Below are 18,195 nucleotides of genomic sequence, written 5' to 3' on the forward strand. Positions count from 1 at the left end.
TGGAGAGACGGAACCGCGATGCGCGTCGGTCGAAGACGAGTGAGCACGGATCGCGGAGGGGATCCGTATGTGTCTCACGCGAGCGGCCCTCATCGGCTGCTCGGCTTCGTGCCCTTTTTTCGAGCACCGGGTCAGGCCCGGACTGGCCCAGTATACGGCGGGAACAGCCCGCGCCGATGTCGGTGGTCCGCGCGAGGATGGCGACATGACGACCTATCACTTCTACACCGCGTCCAGCCTCGACGGCTTCCTCGCCGACCCCGAAGATGACCTGGGATGGCTGCTCAGCCGGCATTTCGATGAGAAGGGGCCGATGAACATCCCGGACTTCCAGGCGGGCATCGGCGCCAACGTGATGGGGGCGACGACCTACGAGTGGCTGCTCGCGCACGGGGGCACCGACTCGTGGCCCTACGAGGTGCCCACGTTCGTCTTCACTCACCGAGAACTCGCGGCGGTGGACGGCGATGTCCGATTCGTCTCCGGCGCCCCCTCCGACAACCGCGCCGCTATCGAGTCCGCGGCCGGGGACCGCGACGTGTGGGTGCTCGGCGGGGGTGCGCTGGCGGCGGCGTTCGCGGACGACGGGATGCTCGATGAGCTCACGGTGACCTTCGCTCCGGTGCTTCTCGGCGCCGGCCGTCCGCTGTTCGGAGGCGCCCGGGAGCTGCGGCTGCGTGAGCACGCGGTCAACGGCGAGTTCCTGGCGGCGCGGTATGAGGTGCTGGGGCCGCGCGAAGCCTGAGCCGCAGCGTGAGAATGAGGTGACCGAGAAGGAGGTCCCATGGCCGAACAGCGCACCGCCGTCCTGCACGTCTCCGATCGCCCGGAGGACATCGCCCGCGCGATTGGAACCGCACAGACTCTGCACGAGACGCATCCCTCGTACCGGCTGAGGATCATCGTCAACGGGTCCGCGGTGCGCGGCGCCACCAAGGACGCCGATCCGCTTCTGGTGCCCGGCTTCGTCTCGGTGCAGGTGTGCGAGGTGGGATTACGCGGGCGGGGAATCCCGCTCGGTGACGTCCAGGAGAGCCTGGAGACGGTGCCGTCCGCCGCCGTGGCGCTGGTGGATGCGCAGTTCGCCGGGGCAGCATACATCCGGGTGTGAGGCGACGAGGGACCGGTGCCGCGACGATGTTTGGAGAAAATATATAGACCGGTCTATTATGCGAGCATGGCATCCAAAGGAGACCTCACGAAGGCGCGGCTCGCGTCGTCCATGCTCGAGCTCATTCAGACCAGCGGCTACAGCGGCACCGGACTCAACGCGGTCATCGACCACGCTCACGCTCCCAAGGGCTCGGTGTACTTCCACTTCCCGGACGGGAAGGAGGGGCTGGGCATCGCCGCCGTCGACCTCGCGGCGCAGCAGTTCCAGACCCTGATCGCCCAGTCGGCCGCCACAGCGGGGGGCGCGGCGGAGGCGGCGCGCGCGGCGATCGAGGCGCTTGCCACCCTCGTGGGGGACAGTGACTTCCGGCTGGGGTGCCCAGTGTCCGTCGTGACGCTGGAGATGGGTGCCGAGAGCGAACGGCTGCGCGAGGCGTGCGCTGCGGCGTTCGAGTCGTGGATCACCCCGACAGCGGCCCTTCTGGAAGCCGATGGCATCGACGCCGCCCGCGCCCGGTCTCTGGCCACCGTCATCGTGTCGACGATCGAAGGCTCGGTGATTGTCTCGCGAGCGACGCGGAGCACCGCGCCGCTGCTGTCCGCCGCCGATCTGGCGGCAGAGCTCATCGCACAGCAGAAGACGGGAGAGGCAGCGCGATGACCGCCACCGAACAGCCGCGCCACGCCCTCATCTTCGGCGCAACCGGACTGATTGGCCGCCACCTCATCCTCGCGCTTGCCGGTGACGGCGCACGTGTCACCGCCGCGGTCCGAAGCGCGAGCTCCGCTGCCGCGGTGCAGCGCTGGCTCACCGATCACGGACTGCCCGGAGCCGTCGACACCGTGACGGTCGACTTCGACGCCGACGAGATCATTCCCGCCGGCTCCGCCTCGCTCGCGGATGTGACGGAGATCCACAGCTGCGCCGGGTCCTACCGGTTCGGGATGAGCGCCGAAGAAGCGCGCCGCGCCAACGTCGGCATCGTCGAGAAGGTCATCGACCTGGCGGCGGAGCTGCCGCACCTGCAGCGCGTGATCCACATCTCGGGCTATCGCGTAGGCGGCCAGAATCCGGACTCCGTTCCGTGGCCGGACGAGCATCGCGCTGCGCTCTATCGTGACCACGGCGCGTATGAGGCTTCGAAGGAGGAGTCCGACGCGATCTTCCAGGCCCGGGCACGCGAACGCGGACTGGCGTGGACGATCGTCAATCCCTCCAGCGTGATCGGCGACAGCGTGACCGGGGAATCCGACCAGCAGATCGGCCTGGCCGCCACCATCGGCCAGGTCTGGGACGGCACCCTCGCGGCGCTGCCCGGCGACGATTCGACGTTCCTGCCGGTCATCACCGTGGACTATCTTGCAGCGTTCATGGCCGCCGCCGCCGTCGATCCCGCGGCAGCGGGCCAGGAATACTGGATCCTGGACGATGCGACTCCGCCGCTGGCTGACCTGCTCAGCCAGACGGGAGAGCATCTCGGGGTGAAGGTCCCGCGATTGCGTATGCCGGTGGGCATGATCAAGCGTCTGCCGCGCTGGGTCACCCATGCGGACCCCGAGACGCTCACCTTCATGTCGGCGGATCGATACCCGACCCGCCCGGCACTCGACTTCGCCGAGAAGCACGGGCTCGTGATGCCGGACGTGCGAACGTCGCTGCGGCGGTGGGCGGATCATCTCGCCGCGCACCGCTTCGGAGAGGAGAGCGCCACGGATCGCCGCTTCGCCGATATCGGCGGAGTGCGGACCTTCGAGCTGGGGGCGCCCGGTTCCGAGCAGCTCATCCTTCCCGGGCTCCCGGTCAATGCCGATACCTGGGCGCCGGCCGCCGCGGGCATCGGGGCGCGGGTCGTGGACCTGCCCGGGCTCGGCCTCAGCGGCGGACAGGGCATCGAGGACTGGGAGCGGTGGCTTCCCGCGCTGCTGGGCCCGGGCCAGACGGATCTCATCGGTCATTCCCTCGGGGCGGCAGCCGCCGTCCTCGCAGCCGATCGCTTCCCGTCCCGCGTGCGATCCCTGACTCTCGTCGCGCCCTTCTTCCTTCAGCCACCGACTGCGCCGATCACCCGGCTGCGGCCCCTGGTGAGCATGGCGCTGCGGCGTGCGGATGCCGCCGGGCTGTCGCGGCGTCTCACCGGCTCGTCCCAGAGCGCGGCAGAGCTGCGATCCAGCGTCAGCGATCTCCGGCACCGCACCGCACGCCGTGTCGCGACGCAGCTCGCGGCGACGGGCTCGGCGCAGTGGCGCCGTGAGCTGCGCGCGGCACTGTCACGATTCGCCGGGCCGGTGCGGATCATCGCGGGCAGCGATGATCCGCTGGCGCTGGAACACCTCGAGTCGCTGTCGGGGGCCGAACTGAACTCCGTTCCCGGTGCCGGACATCATCCGCAGCTGACACACGCCGAGGCACTCACGGACCTGCTCGCGACCACCCGCGTCTGAGCACGCGGATCGCCGGTTGCGGGCGCAGCACCCGCAACCGGCGATCAGGCGTCCACAGACATCCGGAAGTCGTAGCGAGCGGGCAGCGGGTCGGCGATCGCGGCCCGTTCGGCGAGCGTCTCGGATGACGCGGACGGGTCGGCGGCGCGCTGGATGCCGATGGCTGCCGTCCGCCAGAGTGCGGTGAGGGCGTCGTCGCCTTCGGCCAGGTCCGCGACGTCGATGCCCTCGGTGAGGAGATCGCGGGCCTCGGCATATCGCTCCAGCGCGACCAGCGCCTGTGCCCGCAACATCCGAGCCCGGCCTCCGGGACGTTCCTCCTCGGCCGTGGTCGCCGCTCGGAGGGCGTCTGCGGGCGCGCCGAGGCGCAGCAGCAGCTCGCCGAGGTCGACGACGGCCCAGACGGGAGCTGCCAGCTCCTGCGCCCGAAGCGCGTGCTCACGTGCGGCGGTGAGCTCGCCGCGTTCCTCCGCAAGTTCAGCCAGAGCCCGTTGCACGTACCAGGTGTCCTGCTGCCGCGCGGCGGCGGAGAACGCCTCCCCTGCCTCCTCGAGCCGCCCCTGCGCGGCGTGGATCACGCCGAGCGCGAAGGAGGCATCGGGCGTCGCCTCCTTCTCGAGGAACGGGACCCAGGCGTCGTCCCGCTGGTAGCCGAGGGGGAGACCCGCCGGGAACGGCCCGCCGCGCAGCAGCTGAAGCCAGCCCTCCTGCTCTGCACCGAGATGATTGGGCCGGAACGGCGTCTGGGAGTCGTCGAACGGGCCCGTGCGGGTGTGGATCCGGCGGCGCTGCTCCAGCGCACCCCACCCCGATCCGACGCTGAGGGCGTCGCCGACGCGATCCTGTGCGGTGGAGCGGATGCTCTCGGCCTCGATCGCTGCGCGGAGTCGTTCTGCCGCGGGTGACGAGGCCACCTCGTCGATCGCCGCATCCCACGAATCACCCAGCGCGACAGCGCCGTCCACCTCGAGCAGGCCGTACGCCTCCGTCCAGCTCCAGGTGGCGCCGGCCGGCATCGGCACGTGCTCCAGCTGGGTGCGGGCGAGGCCGGCCTGGATCTCCAGGTAGTTGCCCGTTCCGTGCGAGAGCCAGGACTGCCACCGTCGCCCGCCGTCGGATTGACCCCAGACGAACAGCTTCCTGCCCCGCAGCAGTGCGTCTGACACCTGCAGCAGTCCGCGGCCATCAGGCTCGACGGCGGCGATCCAGGGATGGACCTTCTCGTCCAGGTCGAAGAAGTAGTCCGCGGCCTGCGGGGCCAGGGCTGGGCGGGTGATGTCCGGGCGGGGAGCATCATCTCCGACGGGGATCAGATGCACGTTCTCGCGATACGCGAACTTCCACGCCCCGTGCGCCGGGGCGATCACGCGGGTGCCGGCGGTCTGATCGACGGCGATGTTCGACCACCAGTACATCGGCACGGGCTCGGACGATTCCCGCACGTCGGTGATGGTGTTGCGCACCAGAAGCTCGCGCGCGTGGGCGCCCAGCACGAACTCCACGCTGTAGACGACACCCCGAAGACGCTCGTACTCGTAGAGACGGACGGCGGCGGCACCGTCCGGACGCTCCACCTCGACGGCGTGCAGCGTCGACGCCGTGAGCGGGGTGTGCCCGATCGTGCCGATGTTCCACTCGACGCCCCCGGAGAACCAGGCGTTTCGCAGCGCGAGGTTTCCGGGCTGGAAGACGGCGTTCACATGCAGCAGCTCACGCTGGGCGTCCTTGTCGTAGAGACGTCGCAGTCGTCCGCCGAGGTCGGGGAGCACTTCGGCGCGCAGGTGGTCGTTCTCCAGGACGATCACACGGTGATCGCGGTCGGTGAGCGTGCGATCGTAGTCCTGCTGCGGGAGGTAGGGCGCCACGTTTCGCACGTGCCCGTAGCCGAGTCCGGCGCGCAACTCGTCATCGATTTGCTCACCGACCTCGATGGCGTGCAGATCCTGGGTGCGCCGCACCGGCACCAGGTTCACCGGGTCGCCGAGGGTGGCGCTGGGCAGGGACAGCGTGTGAACGCGCAGGGAGGCGGGGGCCACGTCGACTCCTTCGTCGAGGGAGGGGGAGGGGGGATGCCGCGGTCAGGCGGCGTGCGAGTTCACAGCGACGATCCGACCCTGTGGATCGAATCCGAACTGAGCCGCCGTTGCGCCGTCGGACAGCGTCGCGCCGCTGAAGGCGTCGTCGTTCCAGTGGAACGACCAGCGCTGGGCGGTGGCCAGTCCCCACACCGCCGTGCGCGGGTCGCGGAACAGGCCGGTGCTCAGCAGGCGCGGGAGCTTGGCGACCACCGCGGCCAGCGTCAGGGGAGCCAGTGGCGCATCGAGCAGGAAGATGAAGCGGGTCCCGCCGTCGACCGGAGCCGAGTAATACGGGCCGCGTCCGAGGATGCCGACCGCGGTCTGGCCGATCTCGTGCGCCAGCTGCGCCATCGCATCGCGGTCCTGAGCATCGAAGTCCGCGGGGAACGGCACCTCCCCGATGCTGAGCTCGCGCACGCCGTCGCGTTCGCCGGCGGCGCGCAGCGCGGCCGAGGCGCCCTGCGGGGAGCCCTGCGGGTGTGCCCAGTCCCACAGCACCGAGCGCGGGCCGGGTGCGATGGACGCGATGAGGTGGGCCTGCGTCGCGAGGCGGCGCGCCGGGTCCTTCTCCGAGGTGAACGTGAGAGTCCCCTGCTGCATGTCCACATCCCAGCGGTGCTGACCGAGAGCGTCCGTCGCCTCCACGAGCGCGTCCTGCTGGAGCAGGGACAGCAGCAGACCGCGATCGATATAGGTCTGCAGAGCGGGGAACGTCGTCATCGTGGTCCTTTCGGGAGGGCGCAGAGTGCGCAATCTGAAGTCTGCCACCCGAGTCGATGAGTCCGCTCAAGATCTGGGGAAGTTTCCGCCTCCACAAGACGGGTTCACTTCGCTCCGGTCATCGGCACGCTCCGGTGCGTGCGGGGCCCTAGCGTTGAGGGCGGGGATAGAAACGGATCCACCACACTGAACGCAAGGACGCGCATGGACGATTTCGCCGCACACCGCACAGCATGGAACAGCCAGGAGGAGCTCGCGGAGCGGATGATCCCGCATATCGGGGCACTGCACCGGGACCGCGGGGTGGTGACGTCGATCCACGGGCATCGATTGGTGGGGCTGAGCGCGACGGGCATCCTGGCGGCGCACCAGCGGGCGCAGAGCGTGGGACACGAGCGCATCGACGTGGCGGACAGCCTCGCCGTCGTCGAAGCACTGCGGACGATCGGCCCGGCACCGGCGTCCATCGACGTGGCACGGCTCATCTCCTCCCGTCCCAAGGACGTGGATCTGGAGTCCCACCTGCGCGACCAGCTCGCCGCCGTGCTCGGCGCGCCGCGTGAGGACGCCGAGGACCGCGATATCGTGCTGTACGGATTCGGCCGCATCGGCCGCCTGCTGGCGCGCATTCTCATCTCGCACGCGGGCGGCGGCTCGGGGTTGCGCCTGCGCGCGATCGTGGTGCGTCGCGGGTCGGACTCCGACCTCGCCAAGCGCGCCTCGCTGCTGGCGCGGGACTCGGTGCACGGCCCGTTCGAGGGAACCGTCACCGTCGATGCGGATCGTGAGCAGATCATCGCGAACGGCACGCGTGTCCAGGTGATCTACGCGGATGATCCCGCGGCCATCGACTACACCGCCTACGGCATCGACGATGCCATCGTGGTGGACAACACCGGCCGCTGGCGGGATGAGGAGGGCCTCTCCCAGCACCTCCGCTCCCGCGGGGTGGCGCGCGTCCTGCTGACAGCGCCGGGAAAGAGCCCGCTGAAGAACATCGTTCACGGGATCAACCACGAGAGCATCACCGACGACGACCTCATTCTCTCGGCGGCGTCGTGCACCACCAACGCCATCACACCGGTGCTCGCCGCGATGGACGAGGCTTACGGCATCGTGCACGGGCACGTGGAGACCGTGCACTCGTTCACGAACGACCAGAACCTGATCGACAACTTCCACAAGGGTGATCGGCGCGGACGCTCCGCGGTGCTGAACATGGTGATCACGGAGACCGGAGCCGCGAAGGCCGTCTCCAAGGCGCTGCCGCAGCTGGAGGGAAAGCTCACCGGTTCCGCCATCCGCGTCCCGACCCCCGATGTGTCGCTCGCGGTGCTGAACCTCACCCTGCACCGTCCGGCCACGAAGGACCAGGTCAACGACTACCTGCGCCGGGTGTCGCTGCACTCGAAGCTGCGCCAGCAGATCGACTACGTGGAAAGCGCCGAGGTGGTCTCCACGGACTTCGTCGGATCACACCGCGCGGGCATCGTCGATGGACTGGCGACGATCGCCGAGGACACCACGGCGATCCTCTACGTCTGGTACGACAACGAGTACGGCTACTCGCGTCAGGTGGTGCGCGTGCTGGAGGCGATGGCGGGATCGCACCCGCTGGTGCTCCCGCCGCGTCGCGAGGTCACGCTGCTGGAGGGCTGAGGACGGTCGGCGTCTGCGCCGGTCAGGCCGCGGCGTTGGTGTGCGCTCGGGCGAGGTCGGTCTCGACTCCGGTCACCCGGCCCTGGGTATCGAACCGGAAGGCCGCCGAGCCCGTGGCGTCGGAGAGGGAAGCGGCGGCGAACTCGGGCTGCGTCCACGCGAACGTCCAGCCGAGTCGCGTGGCGGCGAACCACAGTGCGGTGCGGGCATCCAGTGGGGGCGTCGAACTCATCATCGGGATGAAGGTGCTCATCAGGTCCGCCACCGTCGGGGCGGCAAGCCCGGGCACCTCCAGCGCGAACACGGCGCGCGAGCCGCCGCCCATCGGTGCCGAGTAGTACGGGCCCCGGCCGCGCGCCACCACCGAGGCCACCCCGATCTCATGCGAGGTCTGCGTGATGTAGTCGTCGGCGTCCGTGACGTCGGCGGGGAACGGGAACTCCGCCACGTCGAGACCGGGGTGGCCGGAGTCCCGGATGAGCGCGGCCACGCCGTTGGGCCGTCCCTGCGGGTGGCCCCATCCCCACAGCGTGGAGCGGGGCCCGGGCGCGATGGATGCGACCAGATCGATGCCGGTGTCGATGCGCCGCGTGTCGTCGGCACGATTGACGAACGACAGCCGGCCTTCCGCCAGGTCCACCTCCCAGCGGGTGTCGCCCAGCTTCTCCGTCATGGCGCCGAGCGCACCCTGCCACAGCCAGGACAGCATCTGGCCCTGTGCCACCAGCGGGATGAGCGCGTTGTTCTGCATGCCACCAGTGTCGGGGGCGTGGCCGGTGGGTCGCATCCCGGCAACGCCTTTATGAGCAAGGTCTCATCTCGACGCCCCGATTCCAGCCCGATACCGGACCGTTGCGCCGGGGCGGCTGGTCTCAATCACCGCTGTTTCGGCGCGGGTGTTCGACGTCTTCTGAGACCAGGGATCAGTCCGGTCTCAGAAGCCGTCTGGGCTCACATCGCCGTCGACCGTTTCTGAGACCGTCGAGACGGAACGGGTGCTGGCCGATGTCGGAGGTCTCGGGCATGCTGAATGCGACGACGGACGGGAGACGGCAGCATGGGAACACCCCGAACGGTGGCAGACGCCGATGACGCCGGGCTCGAGGCGCTCCGCACCGCTCGGTTGTCGTCGCACCTGCTGACGGAGCCGGCCGCAGGCCCGCTTGCCGCGGCGGAGCGTCTCGCCGCCACCCAGGCGCAAGAGTTCTGGGGCGGCCGCTTCGCGCTCTCGGCGCGCAGCGCGGGGGCTCCGACGGCCCGGCAGATCGATGCGCTGTTCGATCGCGGCGACCTCGTCCGCACCTGGCCGATGAGGGGGACGCTGCACATCATCGCGGCCGCCGACACGGCGTGGATGGTGCCCATCACGGCGCAGCGGATCCATCGATCGGGAGCTTCTCGCCATCGCGAACTGGGACTGGCAGAAGACGACTTCGCGCGCGCAGAGCGCGTCGTTCGGCGTGCTCTCAACAGCGGCGGCCTGCGGCGCGCGGAGATGTTCGCCGCGCTGGAAGCGGACGGCGTCGGCACGGCCGGCCAGCGCGGCACCCACCTGCTGCACACGCTGGCGCTGCGTGGCGTTGTGGTGTGGGGCGCCACGGTGCCGCGCCCCGACCAGCCAGCCACCGAGCAGCTCCTCACCCTCACCGACCACCTTCCGACGCAGCGTCCCACCCCGGCGCATCCGGAGGCGGAACTCTTCCGGCGCTACCTGGCGGGGCATGCCCCGGCATCGATCGCCGACTTCGCATGGTGGGCGGGTACGACGATCACGCTCGCCCGCGCCGCGGCTGCGGTCGTCCGCGATGACGACAGTGTGATTCCCGACGCCGCGCTGCTCGTCCTCGCCGGCGATCGAGCGGTGCTGTGGGACGGTGGCGCTGCAGTTCGGCCTCCGGATTCCCGGGCGCGGCTGCTCGGCTCCTTCGAGGAGTACTACATCTCCTACGCTGATCGGTCGGTCGCCGCCGACGAGCGCATGCGCGCGGAGATCGGACCCGGAAAGAACGGCATGGTCAAGCCGATCGTGCTCCGTGGGGGACGTGTCGTGGCCACCTGGTCGCGCGGCGCCGCCGACGAGCTCGCCACGGAGCTTGCTGAGGTGTGGCACCGCCACATCGCCTGAGGTCCCGTTCACCCTGCGCAGTGGTTGATGACCTGGTGTAATGGTTGATTTGCACAATGCCCTTACCTGACGATGGTCCCAACGGGCAGGAGGGACGGGGATGGAACCGCTGGCGCCATGGACGACGATGGCGGCGATGGCGCTTGCCGCACTGGTGATGGTGCTCACACCCGGGCCCAACATGGTCTATCTGATCTCACGCACTGTGTCACAGGGGCCGCGCGCCGGGCTGATCTCCCTCGCCGGAACGGCCGCCGGTTTCCTGGTGTACCTGACGGCGGCGAACCTCGGCCTGGCGATGATCTTCGTGCTGGTGCCCTGGCTGTACATCGGCCTGAAGGCCGTGGGGGTCGCCTACCTGCTCTTCCTGGCATGGTCAGCGCTGCGTCCGGGTGGCGCGGGGATGTTCGAGCAGCGCGCGCTGGCACCGGATCCGGCGTTGCGGCTGTTTCGCGTGGGCCTGATCACCAACCTCCTCAACCCGAAGGTGGCGGTGATGTACCTCGCGCTGATCCCGCAGTTCATCGATCCGCGGGCGGGAAGTGCGATGACGCAGGGCTTCGTGCTCGGCGGCGTTCAGATCCTGGTGAGCCTCTCGGTCAACGCCGTCATCGTGCTGGCGGCGGGGTCCATCGCGCGCCTGCTCACCGCCCGTCCTGCCTGGACGCGCTGGCAGCGACGGATCACGGGCGGACTCCTCGGTCTCGTCGCCGTCTTCCTCGCGCGTGAGGTGCCCCACGCCGCGAAGGTCTGAGCGGGTTCAGGTTCAGCGGGTGAACCCGGCGGCGAGTGAGCGCCGGAAGAGGAACGTCACGAGGGTGCTCGCCGCGAGGATCGCCGCCCCCGCGAAACCCGCCGCCGGGTACCCGGGGCCGACCACCAGCGCTCCGCCGAGGGCCGCGCCGCCGGCGATTCCGAGGTTGCAGGTGACGTTGATCCAGGCGCCGGCCATGTCGGGGTTGGCGGCGCCGACGCGCACCAGGGCGTTCTGGTAGGTCGTGTTCACCGGGCCGAACGACGCGGTCCACAGTGCCGTGATGATGAGGATCGGCAGCAGCAGTGGATAGACGAGACTCACGAGGAGCTGCATCGCGGTGATCGTCAGGGGCACGAACATCAGCCAGCGCATCGGCGCACGATCGATGTAACGCGCCGCGAGCTGGATAGCCAGGAGCCCCGTCACCCCGAGCGCGGCGAGCATGGCGCCCAGCCAGATGCCGGGCAGACCGGAGGACAGGAGCAGGGGCGACACGTACGTGTAGAGCGTGTAGTAGCCGAGGAATGCGGCTCCCGCGAGCCCCGCCACCAGGAGCATTCGCGCGCCGCCGGGGACGACCGACTTCGCGGCCGCGCGGTCGTGGCGGACGGCGGGAAGCAGCGGTGCCGCAGCCAGGATCGCGATCGCGCCGATCGCTGCGAGAGCGCCGAAGGCCGCCCGCCATCCGAATGCCGTCGCGACTACCGCACCGGCGGGCACACCCACGATGAGTCCGGCACTGGTTCCGGTCGCGACGAGCGCCAGCGCGCGACCGGTGAGTCCCGGGGGTGCGATGCGTGCGGCGTAGCCGAGCGCCACGGCGCAGAACAGCGCGTGCGCGATGCCGGCGATCCCGCGCGCGATCGCGAGTGTCAGGAAGTCGGGGGCGAGCGCTGCGAGCGTGTTGGAGGCTGTGAAGATCGCCAGCGTCACCAGGACCAGCGTCTTGCGCTGCACGTGACTCGTGATGCGGGTCAGCGGGACCGCGGTGAGGGCGACGATCATGGCGTACAGGGTGACGAGCATCCCCGCCTGTGCTTCGTCGACGCCGAAAGACTGCACGATCGCGGGCACGAGTCCGATGGGCACCACCTCGGTGGTGATCGTGGCGAAGCACGCGAGCGTGAGGATCCACAGCCCCAGCCAGGGGCGCTGCTGATGAGACACGGAACTCCGATTCCTGCGGGGTTCCCGCACCGCCATTCTCCCCGGAGAGAGGGGGGAGGGGCTACTCGGCGGCGTGGCGTTCGAGGAAGCCGTAGACCTCGCTGTCGTCGACGCCGGGGAAGGCGCCGCGCGGGAGCGGGGAGAACATGTGGGTGTGCACGCGGGCGCTCGGCCAGGCTTTGCCCTTCCACTTGCCGGTCAGCTCGGCGGGGGCGCGACGGCAGCAGGACTCGTCCGGGCAGGTGGACACGGCGCGCACCTGGGTCTCGCGGCCGCGGAACCAGCGGGCGTCGTCGAATGGAACGCCCACCGTGATGGAGAACTCGCCGTCTGCGGTGGAGCCGGTCTGCGTGGAGCACCAGAACGTCCCCGCGGGCGTGTCGGTGTACTGATAGTGCTCCGTGGTGCGGTTCTGCTGCTCGAACGCGGCTCGGGCGGAGAACTTGCGGCAGGCGGGCTGCCCTTCGACCGACCCGGTGATGTCCTCGGGCAGGGGGAGGTCGTCGTTCTCGAACACGCGGCTGATCGCGCCGGAGCCGTCCACGCGGAGGAAGTGCAGCTTGATGTCGAGGTGGCGAGTGGCGAGGTTCGTCAGGCGCATGCCGGCCGCCTCGTGCGTGACGCCGAACGCATCACGGAAGTCCTCCACGGCGAGGTTGCGGTCCTTCTTCGCCTGGGCGAGGAAGTTCACGGCCGCGGCCTGCGGCATGAGCGCGCACGCCGCGTAGTAGTTGATCTCCAGCCGTTGTTGCAGGAAGTCCGCATAGTCGGTGGGTGGCGTGTGCCCGAGCAGGCGATGGGCCATCGCCTGCAGCGCCATCGAGCGCAGGCCGTGTCCACCGGGGATCGAAGACGGCGGAAGGTAGATCCGTCCGTTCTCGAGATCCGTGACCGAGCGCGCCGAATGGGGAAGGTCGTTGACGTAGATGAGCTCGAAGCCGAGCTGCTCGGCCATGATGCTCACCGTGCGGTGGGAAAGGGCGCCCGTCGTGTGGCCCGCCGCCTTCAGCTGCTTCTCGGCGAGCGCCTCGATGTCGGGAAGGTAGTTGTCGAGCGCGCGCATCTTCAGCCGCAGCTCGGTGTTCGCCCGACGAGCCTCCTCGGGCGTCGCGATCGCCTCGCGCTCGCGACGCTGCAGTTCGTGATGCAGGCCGAGGATGGCCTCGATGGTCTCATCCGTCATGGCCTTGTTCACTCGGACGGCCGGGATCCCCAGCTGACGGAACACGGCGGAGGTCTGCGCCCGCTCCAGCTCGATCTCCAGTGCTGCGCGACGGTTCGGTGGCTCGCCTGAGATGAGATCGGTGACCTCCGTCCCGGTGGCCTGGGCGATCGCCTGCAGCAGGGAGAGCTTCGGCTCCCTCTTGCCGTTCTCGATCAGGCTGAGCTGAGAGCCGGCGACGCCGACGATTGCGCCGAGTTCGTCGAGGGTCAGGCCGCGGTCCTGCCGATGATGACGGATGCGGTGGCCGAGCGTGGCCAGTTCGATACCGGATGCCATGTCTTGATGATACGTAAAGATCATGGTTTCTTTCGACTCCGGATGGCGATAAGTGTCGGAAAACACGACAGAAGATTGATTCAGATCATCGCTCACCATCGAAGGAGATGACATGGCACTCGCCGAATCCCTCGCCGTCCGCACCCACCGCCCGACGCCGCTCAGCGCCGCACGGTCGTTCGGGGCGCGCCCGGACTATGAGGGAGCATCGATGGCGGCGCTGGTGGCCTGGGTCGACGAGATCGCGGCGCTCACCCAGCCGGAGCGGATCCACTGGGTCGACGGGTCGGTCGCCGAGAATGACGCGCTGCTGCGGGAGATGGTCGACGAGGGCCGCCTCATCAAGCTCAACCCGCAGTGGCGCCCCGACTCCTACCTCGCTCGCTCGCACCCGAGCGACGTTGCCCGCACCGAGGGCCGCACGTTCATCGCATCGGAGCGCAAGATCGACGCCGGCCCGACGAACAACTGGGCCGACCCTGCTGAGATGCGCGAGAAGCTCACCGGCCTGTTCGCCGGTTCGATGCGCGGGCGCACGATGTACGTCGTCCCGTTCTCCATGGGCGCCATCGGCGGCCCGCTCAGCCACATCGGCGTGCAGGTCACCGACAGTGCCTACGCCGTCACCTCGATCAGCATCATGACCCGCGTCGGAGACGCGGTGACACGGCAGATCGCCGCGGGAGCGGACTGGGTCAAGACCGTCCACTCCGTGGGCGCGCCGCTGGAGCCGGGGCAGAGCGATGTCGCGTGGCCGTGCAACGACGACAAGTACATCGTCCACTTCCCGGAGACCCTCGAGGTGTACTCCTTCGGCTCCGGCTACGGCGGAAACGCGATCCTGGCCAAGAAGTGCTTCGCGCTGCGGATCGCCTCGGTCATCGGCCGAGACCAGGGCTGGCTTGCCGAGCACATGCTGCTCATCCGCGTCATCGACCCGCAGGGCCGCCGGTACCACCTGGCGGCGGCGTTCCCGTCCGCCTGCGGAAAGACCAACCTCGCCATGCTGCGCCCGACCATCCCCGGGTGGCGCGTGGAGACGCTGGGCGACGACATCGCCTGGCTGCGTCCGGGCGAAGATGGGCGCCTGTGGGCTATCAATCCCGAGGCGGGCTTCTTCGGCGTGGCGCCCGGCACCGGCGAGTCGACGAACGTCACCGCGGTCGAAACGCTGTGGGGCAACACCATCTTCACCAACGTCGCGCTGCGTCCCGATGGTGACGTCTGGTGGGAGGGCCTCACGGATGAGGCACCCGCGGAGCTGACCGACTGGGAGGGCAACCCCTGGACGCCGGCCGACGATCGCCCCGCGGCCCACCCGAACTCCCGCTTCACGGTATCCGCCGCCCAGTGCCCGCAGATCGCGGACGACTGGGAGGAGGCGGTGCCGCTGGACGCGATCCTCTTCGGCGGGCGCCGCGCGACCAACGTGCCGCTCGTCGTCGAGGCGACGGACTGGACGCACGGCGTGTTCATGGGGGCCAACATCTCCTCCGAGCGCACGGCCGCGGCAGAGGGTACGGTGGGCGAGCTGCGTCGTGACCCGTTCGCGATGCTGCCCTTCTGCGGCTACAACATGGCCGACTACTTCGCACACTGGCTGAAGGTGGGCGCAGAGCTCCGGTTCGACCGCGCTCCGCGCATCTTCCAGGTGAACTGGTTCCGCCGCGGCAGCGACGGGCGCTTCCTGTGGCCGGGATTCGGCGACAACTCCCGCGTGATCGAGTGGATCGTGCGCCGGGTGAACGGCGAGGTGGATGCCGAGAGCAGCCCGATCGGCCGCCTTCCGCGCACGGCGGACCTGAACCTGGACGGGCTCGATGTGTCCGATGCGGATCTCGCCGAGCTGTTCGCGATCGACCCCGCGCTGTGGGCGGCCGAAGCGGACCTGACCGAAGAGTTCTTCGCCACCTTCGACGGCCGGATCCCGGCCGCGCTCGGCGCCGAACTCGCCGCGCTGCGTTACCGCCTGGCGGAGATGCAGCGCACCCCTGACCCTCGGAACGACGCATGAGCGTCGTGATCGCCGGAGACGTCCGGCGAGCCTCCGAGACCCGCGGAGGGACATCCCCCTTGCTCCGGTGAGGATGTCCCGATGCGTGCAACCGGTGCGATCCGCGTTGGCCCTGAGAGAGCCGCGGTGAGCGCACGGATCCGGCCCCGTGTCTGTCGTGAGACACGGGGCCGCGGCATTCCCACGGGTGCGTGGGTGGGTTAGGTTCGGAGCGTGACGCGACGACGCCTGACACTGCTGCTGACGGGAGCCCTGCTCCTCACCGCCACCGCGTGCGCCCCCGAAGGGCCGGACGGGCTGCCGGTGGCAGAGACCAGCACCGCCGCCCCGTCGCCCACGCGCACGGCGTCGCCGACTCCCACCGCTACCCCCACACCCACACCCACGGTGGATCCGAACCGCTACGCGAAGTCCAACCAGTTGCCGCCGGAGGGCGTCGCAGCCACCGGGGACTTCACCGGCTCTGCGACGGGAACCGTGGTGGTGACCGTCAACGGCTCGGCCGACGCCACCCTCACGGTGCAGGAACTCAGCACCTCGGCCGGCACCTACGACGTGCGGCTGTCGCAGTGGTCACGCGATGATGATGCGTGCGTCGACGAGGGAAGTCTGCCGATCGATCCTGCGGGCGACGGGACCCGGCAGCGGTACCTCGGCAACGCCGGCACGGAGGATTGGACCTACTTCCGCGAGGTGGACATCACCGTGCCCGCGGATCCGGCCAAGCCCGTGTACGACCAGCACGGCCTCGCGTGCGAGAACGTCATCATCGCCCGCGCGGTGCTCAGCTGGTGGATGAGTCCCATGCGGCCCTGGCTGGCAGAAGACGTCGTGGACCTCGGTCCGCATCCGGGAGCCACCGGGAAGGTGATTTCCTCCGACGACGGGCGCCCGGTGACGTACGTGGTCGCCTGGGACGACAAGATCGCCGACATCGCGGATCGGTTCGGCATCACGCGCAGCGAACTGGAGTACCTGAACCCGACGCGTGCCGCGGTCGGCAACGACCTGGGGGAAGGGCAGTACCTGAACCTCGATGTCGGCAACCGCGGACGGGTGCTGGATCCCAGTCTGCTGTGACCGCCACCCGTCCGCGAGCCGGACACTCTCAGGTGATGTTCTCCTCGTAGGCGGTGTCCTTCGTCTCGTGTGAGAGAAGCAGCGCGATGAGGGTGAGTACGGCCATCACCGAGAGATAGACGCCCACCAGCCACGGATTGCCGCCGCCGGTCTGCCAGAGCGCCACCGCGATGAACGGGGCCACCGCCGCGCCGAGGATCGACGACACGTTGTAGGAGACGGCGGAGCCGGTGTACCTCACGTTCGTGGGGAACAGCTCGGGCAGCAGCGCGCCCATCGGGCCGAAGGTCGCGCCCATCAGCGTGAAGCCGAAGATGAGGAAGCCCTGCATGAGAGCTCCGGTGAACTTCGGGTCGCCCTGGGGGAGCAGGAACACCGTGAACAGGGCGCCGAACACGATGATCGCAGCCGTCACCCAGAGCAGGAGCCTGCGCCGGCCGATCGCATCCGCGACCGGACCCGACAGCAGCGTGAAGATCCCGAAGAACACGACACCGACGATCTGCATGATCACGAAATCGACGTAGGTGAAGCCGAGGCCCGGTGTGGGCGCATCGACCGCTGCGGTGCCGTAGGAGAGGGTCCACACCGTCATCAGATAGAACAGCACGTAGGTGGCCAGCATGAAGAAGGTGCCGAGAATGAGCTGCTTCCAATAGCGGCGGAACACCTGCCCGAGCGGGAACTTCTTGATGGCACCCGCCTTCTCCGCCGTCGAGAAGGTCCTCGATTCGACGAGCTTGAGGCGGACCCACAGACCGATGACCACCATCACCGCGCTGAACCAGAACGGCACACGCCAGCCCCACGCCAGGAACTCGGGTGAGCGCTGACCGGTGCCGTCGGCGTGCGGCAGCAGGAAGTTGATGATCAGGAACAGCGAGTTGGCGATGATGAACCCCAGTGGCGCCCCCAGCTGCGGGAACGTGCCGTACCAGGCGCGCTTGCCCTCTGGAGCGTTCTCCGTGGCCACGAGAGCGGCGCCGGACCATTCGCCACCGAGGGCGAAGCCCTGGGCGAGCCGCAGCACCAGCAGCAGCAGGGCTGCGACCCAGCCGATGCTCTCGAAGGTGGGGAGGCAGCCGATGAGGAAGGTCGCGATTCCCATCGTCAGCAGGGAGGCGACGAGGGTGGCCTTGCGTCCGAACTTGTCACCGAAGTGACCGAAGACGACCGCGCCGATGGGACGGGCGACCATGGCGGCGCCGAACACCGCGAAGCTGGACAGCAGGCTGGCGGTGGAGTCGGTGCCGGGGAAGAAGAGCGTGGGGAAGACCAGCACGGCCGCCGTCGCGTACGCGTAGAAGTCGTAGAACTCGATCGTGGTGCCGATGAGGCTCGCGGTGATGACGCGTGTGCGTGAGTTGACGGGAGCGGCGGGCGCCGGGGTGGAAGTGGTGGACTGTGACATATCTCTCGCAATGGGGAGCGGTGTGAGCACCGCTCGTCGCCGAGTCGCAGGGTTGACGCTCCCCGGCGGCTCGACGATGCGTCACCTCTGACGACGAGTACGGTTGCCCGTCGCAGATGTCAGCGTAC

At 69.2% G+C, this 18,195-nt stretch carries 15 protein-coding genes; 9 read left to right on the forward strand and 6 right to left on the reverse strand.

Annotation, left to right across the window (positions count from 1 at the left end; translation table 11 throughout):
- Positions 1-205 precede the first annotated feature (205 nt).
- The 4 genes from ACIQJ5_RS03465 (at position 206) to ACIQJ5_RS03480 (ending at position 3,555) form a co-directional block, all read left to right on the forward strand.
- Complete coding sequence (locus ACIQJ5_RS03465) at positions 206-745, forward strand: dihydrofolate reductase family protein (protein WP_231090401.1); 540 nt, start codon at positions 206-208, stop codon at positions 743-745.
- A 39-nt stretch (positions 746-784) separates the two neighbouring features.
- Positions 785-1,111, forward strand: a complete 327-nt coding sequence (locus ACIQJ5_RS03470) for a hypothetical protein (RefSeq protein ID WP_231090400.1) — start codon at positions 785-787, stop codon at positions 1,109-1,111.
- Positions 1,112-1,177: 66 nt separating this feature from the next.
- Positions 1,178-1,774 carry a TetR/AcrR family transcriptional regulator gene (locus ACIQJ5_RS03475; protein WP_402840918.1) on the forward strand — a complete coding sequence of 199 codons (597 nt, stop codon included), beginning with the start codon at positions 1,178-1,180 and terminating at the stop codon, positions 1,772-1,774.
- Positions 1,771-3,555, forward strand: a complete 1,785-nt coding sequence (locus ACIQJ5_RS03480) for an alpha/beta fold hydrolase (RefSeq protein ID WP_402840921.1) — start codon at positions 1,771-1,773, stop codon at positions 3,553-3,555. The genes ACIQJ5_RS03475 and ACIQJ5_RS03480 overlap by 4 nt, the downstream gene beginning before the upstream one ends.
- A gap of 44 nt (positions 3,556-3,599) precedes the next feature.
- Here the strand turns inward: ACIQJ5_RS03480 and ACIQJ5_RS03485 are convergent, their stop codons facing one another.
- Both ACIQJ5_RS03485 and ACIQJ5_RS03490 read right to left on the reverse strand, forming a co-directional pair.
- Positions 3,600-5,591 carry a DUF5107 domain-containing protein gene (locus ACIQJ5_RS03485; protein WP_402840924.1) on the reverse strand — a complete coding sequence of 664 codons (1,992 nt, stop codon included), beginning with the start codon at positions 5,589-5,591 and terminating at the stop codon, positions 3,600-3,602.
- Between the two features lie 42 nt (positions 5,592-5,633).
- Complete coding sequence (locus ACIQJ5_RS03490) at positions 5,634-6,353, reverse strand: DUF6882 domain-containing protein (protein ID WP_231090395.1); 720 nt, start codon at positions 6,351-6,353, stop codon at positions 5,634-5,636.
- Between the two features lie 204 nt (positions 6,354-6,557).
- On the opposite strand from ACIQJ5_RS03490, the gene ACIQJ5_RS03495 reads away from it, so the two are divergent.
- Positions 6,558-8,012 (forward strand): glyceraldehyde-3-phosphate dehydrogenase, encoded by a 1,455-nt coding sequence (locus ACIQJ5_RS03495; protein WP_402840927.1) that lies wholly within the window; start codon positions 6,558-6,560, stop codon positions 8,010-8,012.
- 22 nt (positions 8,013-8,034) lie between these two features.
- Here ACIQJ5_RS03495 and ACIQJ5_RS03500 read toward each other — a convergent pair whose 3' ends face one another.
- The gene (locus ACIQJ5_RS03500) at positions 8,035-8,763 is read right to left on the reverse strand and encodes a DUF6882 domain-containing protein (protein WP_402840930.1); all 729 of its coding nucleotides are present in this window, start codon (positions 8,761-8,763) and stop codon (positions 8,035-8,037) included.
- 306 nt (positions 8,764-9,069) lie between these two features.
- Between ACIQJ5_RS03500 and ACIQJ5_RS03505 the strand changes: the two genes are divergently transcribed.
- Both ACIQJ5_RS03505 and ACIQJ5_RS03510 read left to right on the forward strand, forming a co-directional pair.
- Entirely contained in the window at positions 9,070-10,137 is a 1,068-nt protein-coding gene (locus ACIQJ5_RS03505) for a winged helix DNA-binding domain-containing protein (RefSeq protein WP_402840933.1), read from the forward strand.
- A 100-nt stretch (positions 10,138-10,237) separates the two neighbouring features.
- On the forward strand, positions 10,238-10,891 hold the full coding sequence (locus tag ACIQJ5_RS03510) for a LysE family translocator (protein ID WP_402840936.1): 654 nt from the start codon (positions 10,238-10,240) through the stop codon (positions 10,889-10,891).
- 12 nt (positions 10,892-10,903) lie between these two features.
- Here ACIQJ5_RS03510 and ACIQJ5_RS03515 read toward each other — a convergent pair whose 3' ends face one another.
- Both ACIQJ5_RS03515 and ACIQJ5_RS03520 read right to left on the reverse strand, forming a co-directional pair.
- Positions 10,904-12,061 (reverse strand): MFS transporter, encoded by a 1,158-nt coding sequence (locus ACIQJ5_RS03515; RefSeq protein ID WP_231090387.1) that lies wholly within the window; start codon positions 12,059-12,061, stop codon positions 10,904-10,906.
- A 61-nt stretch (positions 12,062-12,122) separates the two neighbouring features.
- Positions 12,123-13,562, reverse strand: a complete 1,440-nt coding sequence (locus ACIQJ5_RS03520; RefSeq protein ID WP_231090386.1) for an XRE family transcriptional regulator — start codon at positions 13,560-13,562, stop codon at positions 12,123-12,125.
- Positions 13,563-13,674: 112 nt separating this feature from the next.
- On the opposite strand from ACIQJ5_RS03520, the gene ACIQJ5_RS03525 reads away from it, so the two are divergent.
- A complete protein-coding gene (locus ACIQJ5_RS03525) occupies positions 13,675-15,576 on the forward strand; it encodes a phosphoenolpyruvate carboxykinase (GTP) (RefSeq protein ID WP_402840941.1) in 1,902 nt (633 codons plus the stop codon).
- 213 nt (positions 15,577-15,789) lie between these two features.
- Positions 15,790-16,656, forward strand: coding sequence for a LysM domain-containing protein (locus ACIQJ5_RS03530; RefSeq protein ID WP_269142781.1), 867 nt, complete (start codon positions 15,790-15,792; stop codon positions 16,654-16,656).
- A 28-nt stretch (positions 16,657-16,684) separates the two neighbouring features.
- On the opposite strand, the gene ACIQJ5_RS03535 is transcribed toward ACIQJ5_RS03530, so the two are convergent.
- Positions 16,685-18,067 (reverse strand): MFS transporter, encoded by a 1,383-nt coding sequence (locus ACIQJ5_RS03535; RefSeq protein WP_231090383.1) that lies wholly within the window; start codon positions 18,065-18,067, stop codon positions 16,685-16,687.
- Positions 18,068-18,195 lie beyond the last annotated feature (128 nt).

Source organism: Microbacterium sp. GXS0129 (assembly GCF_044769785.1).
GTDB classification, from domain to species: Bacteria; Actinomycetota; Actinomycetes; order Actinomycetales; family Microbacteriaceae; genus Microbacterium; species Microbacterium nymphoidis.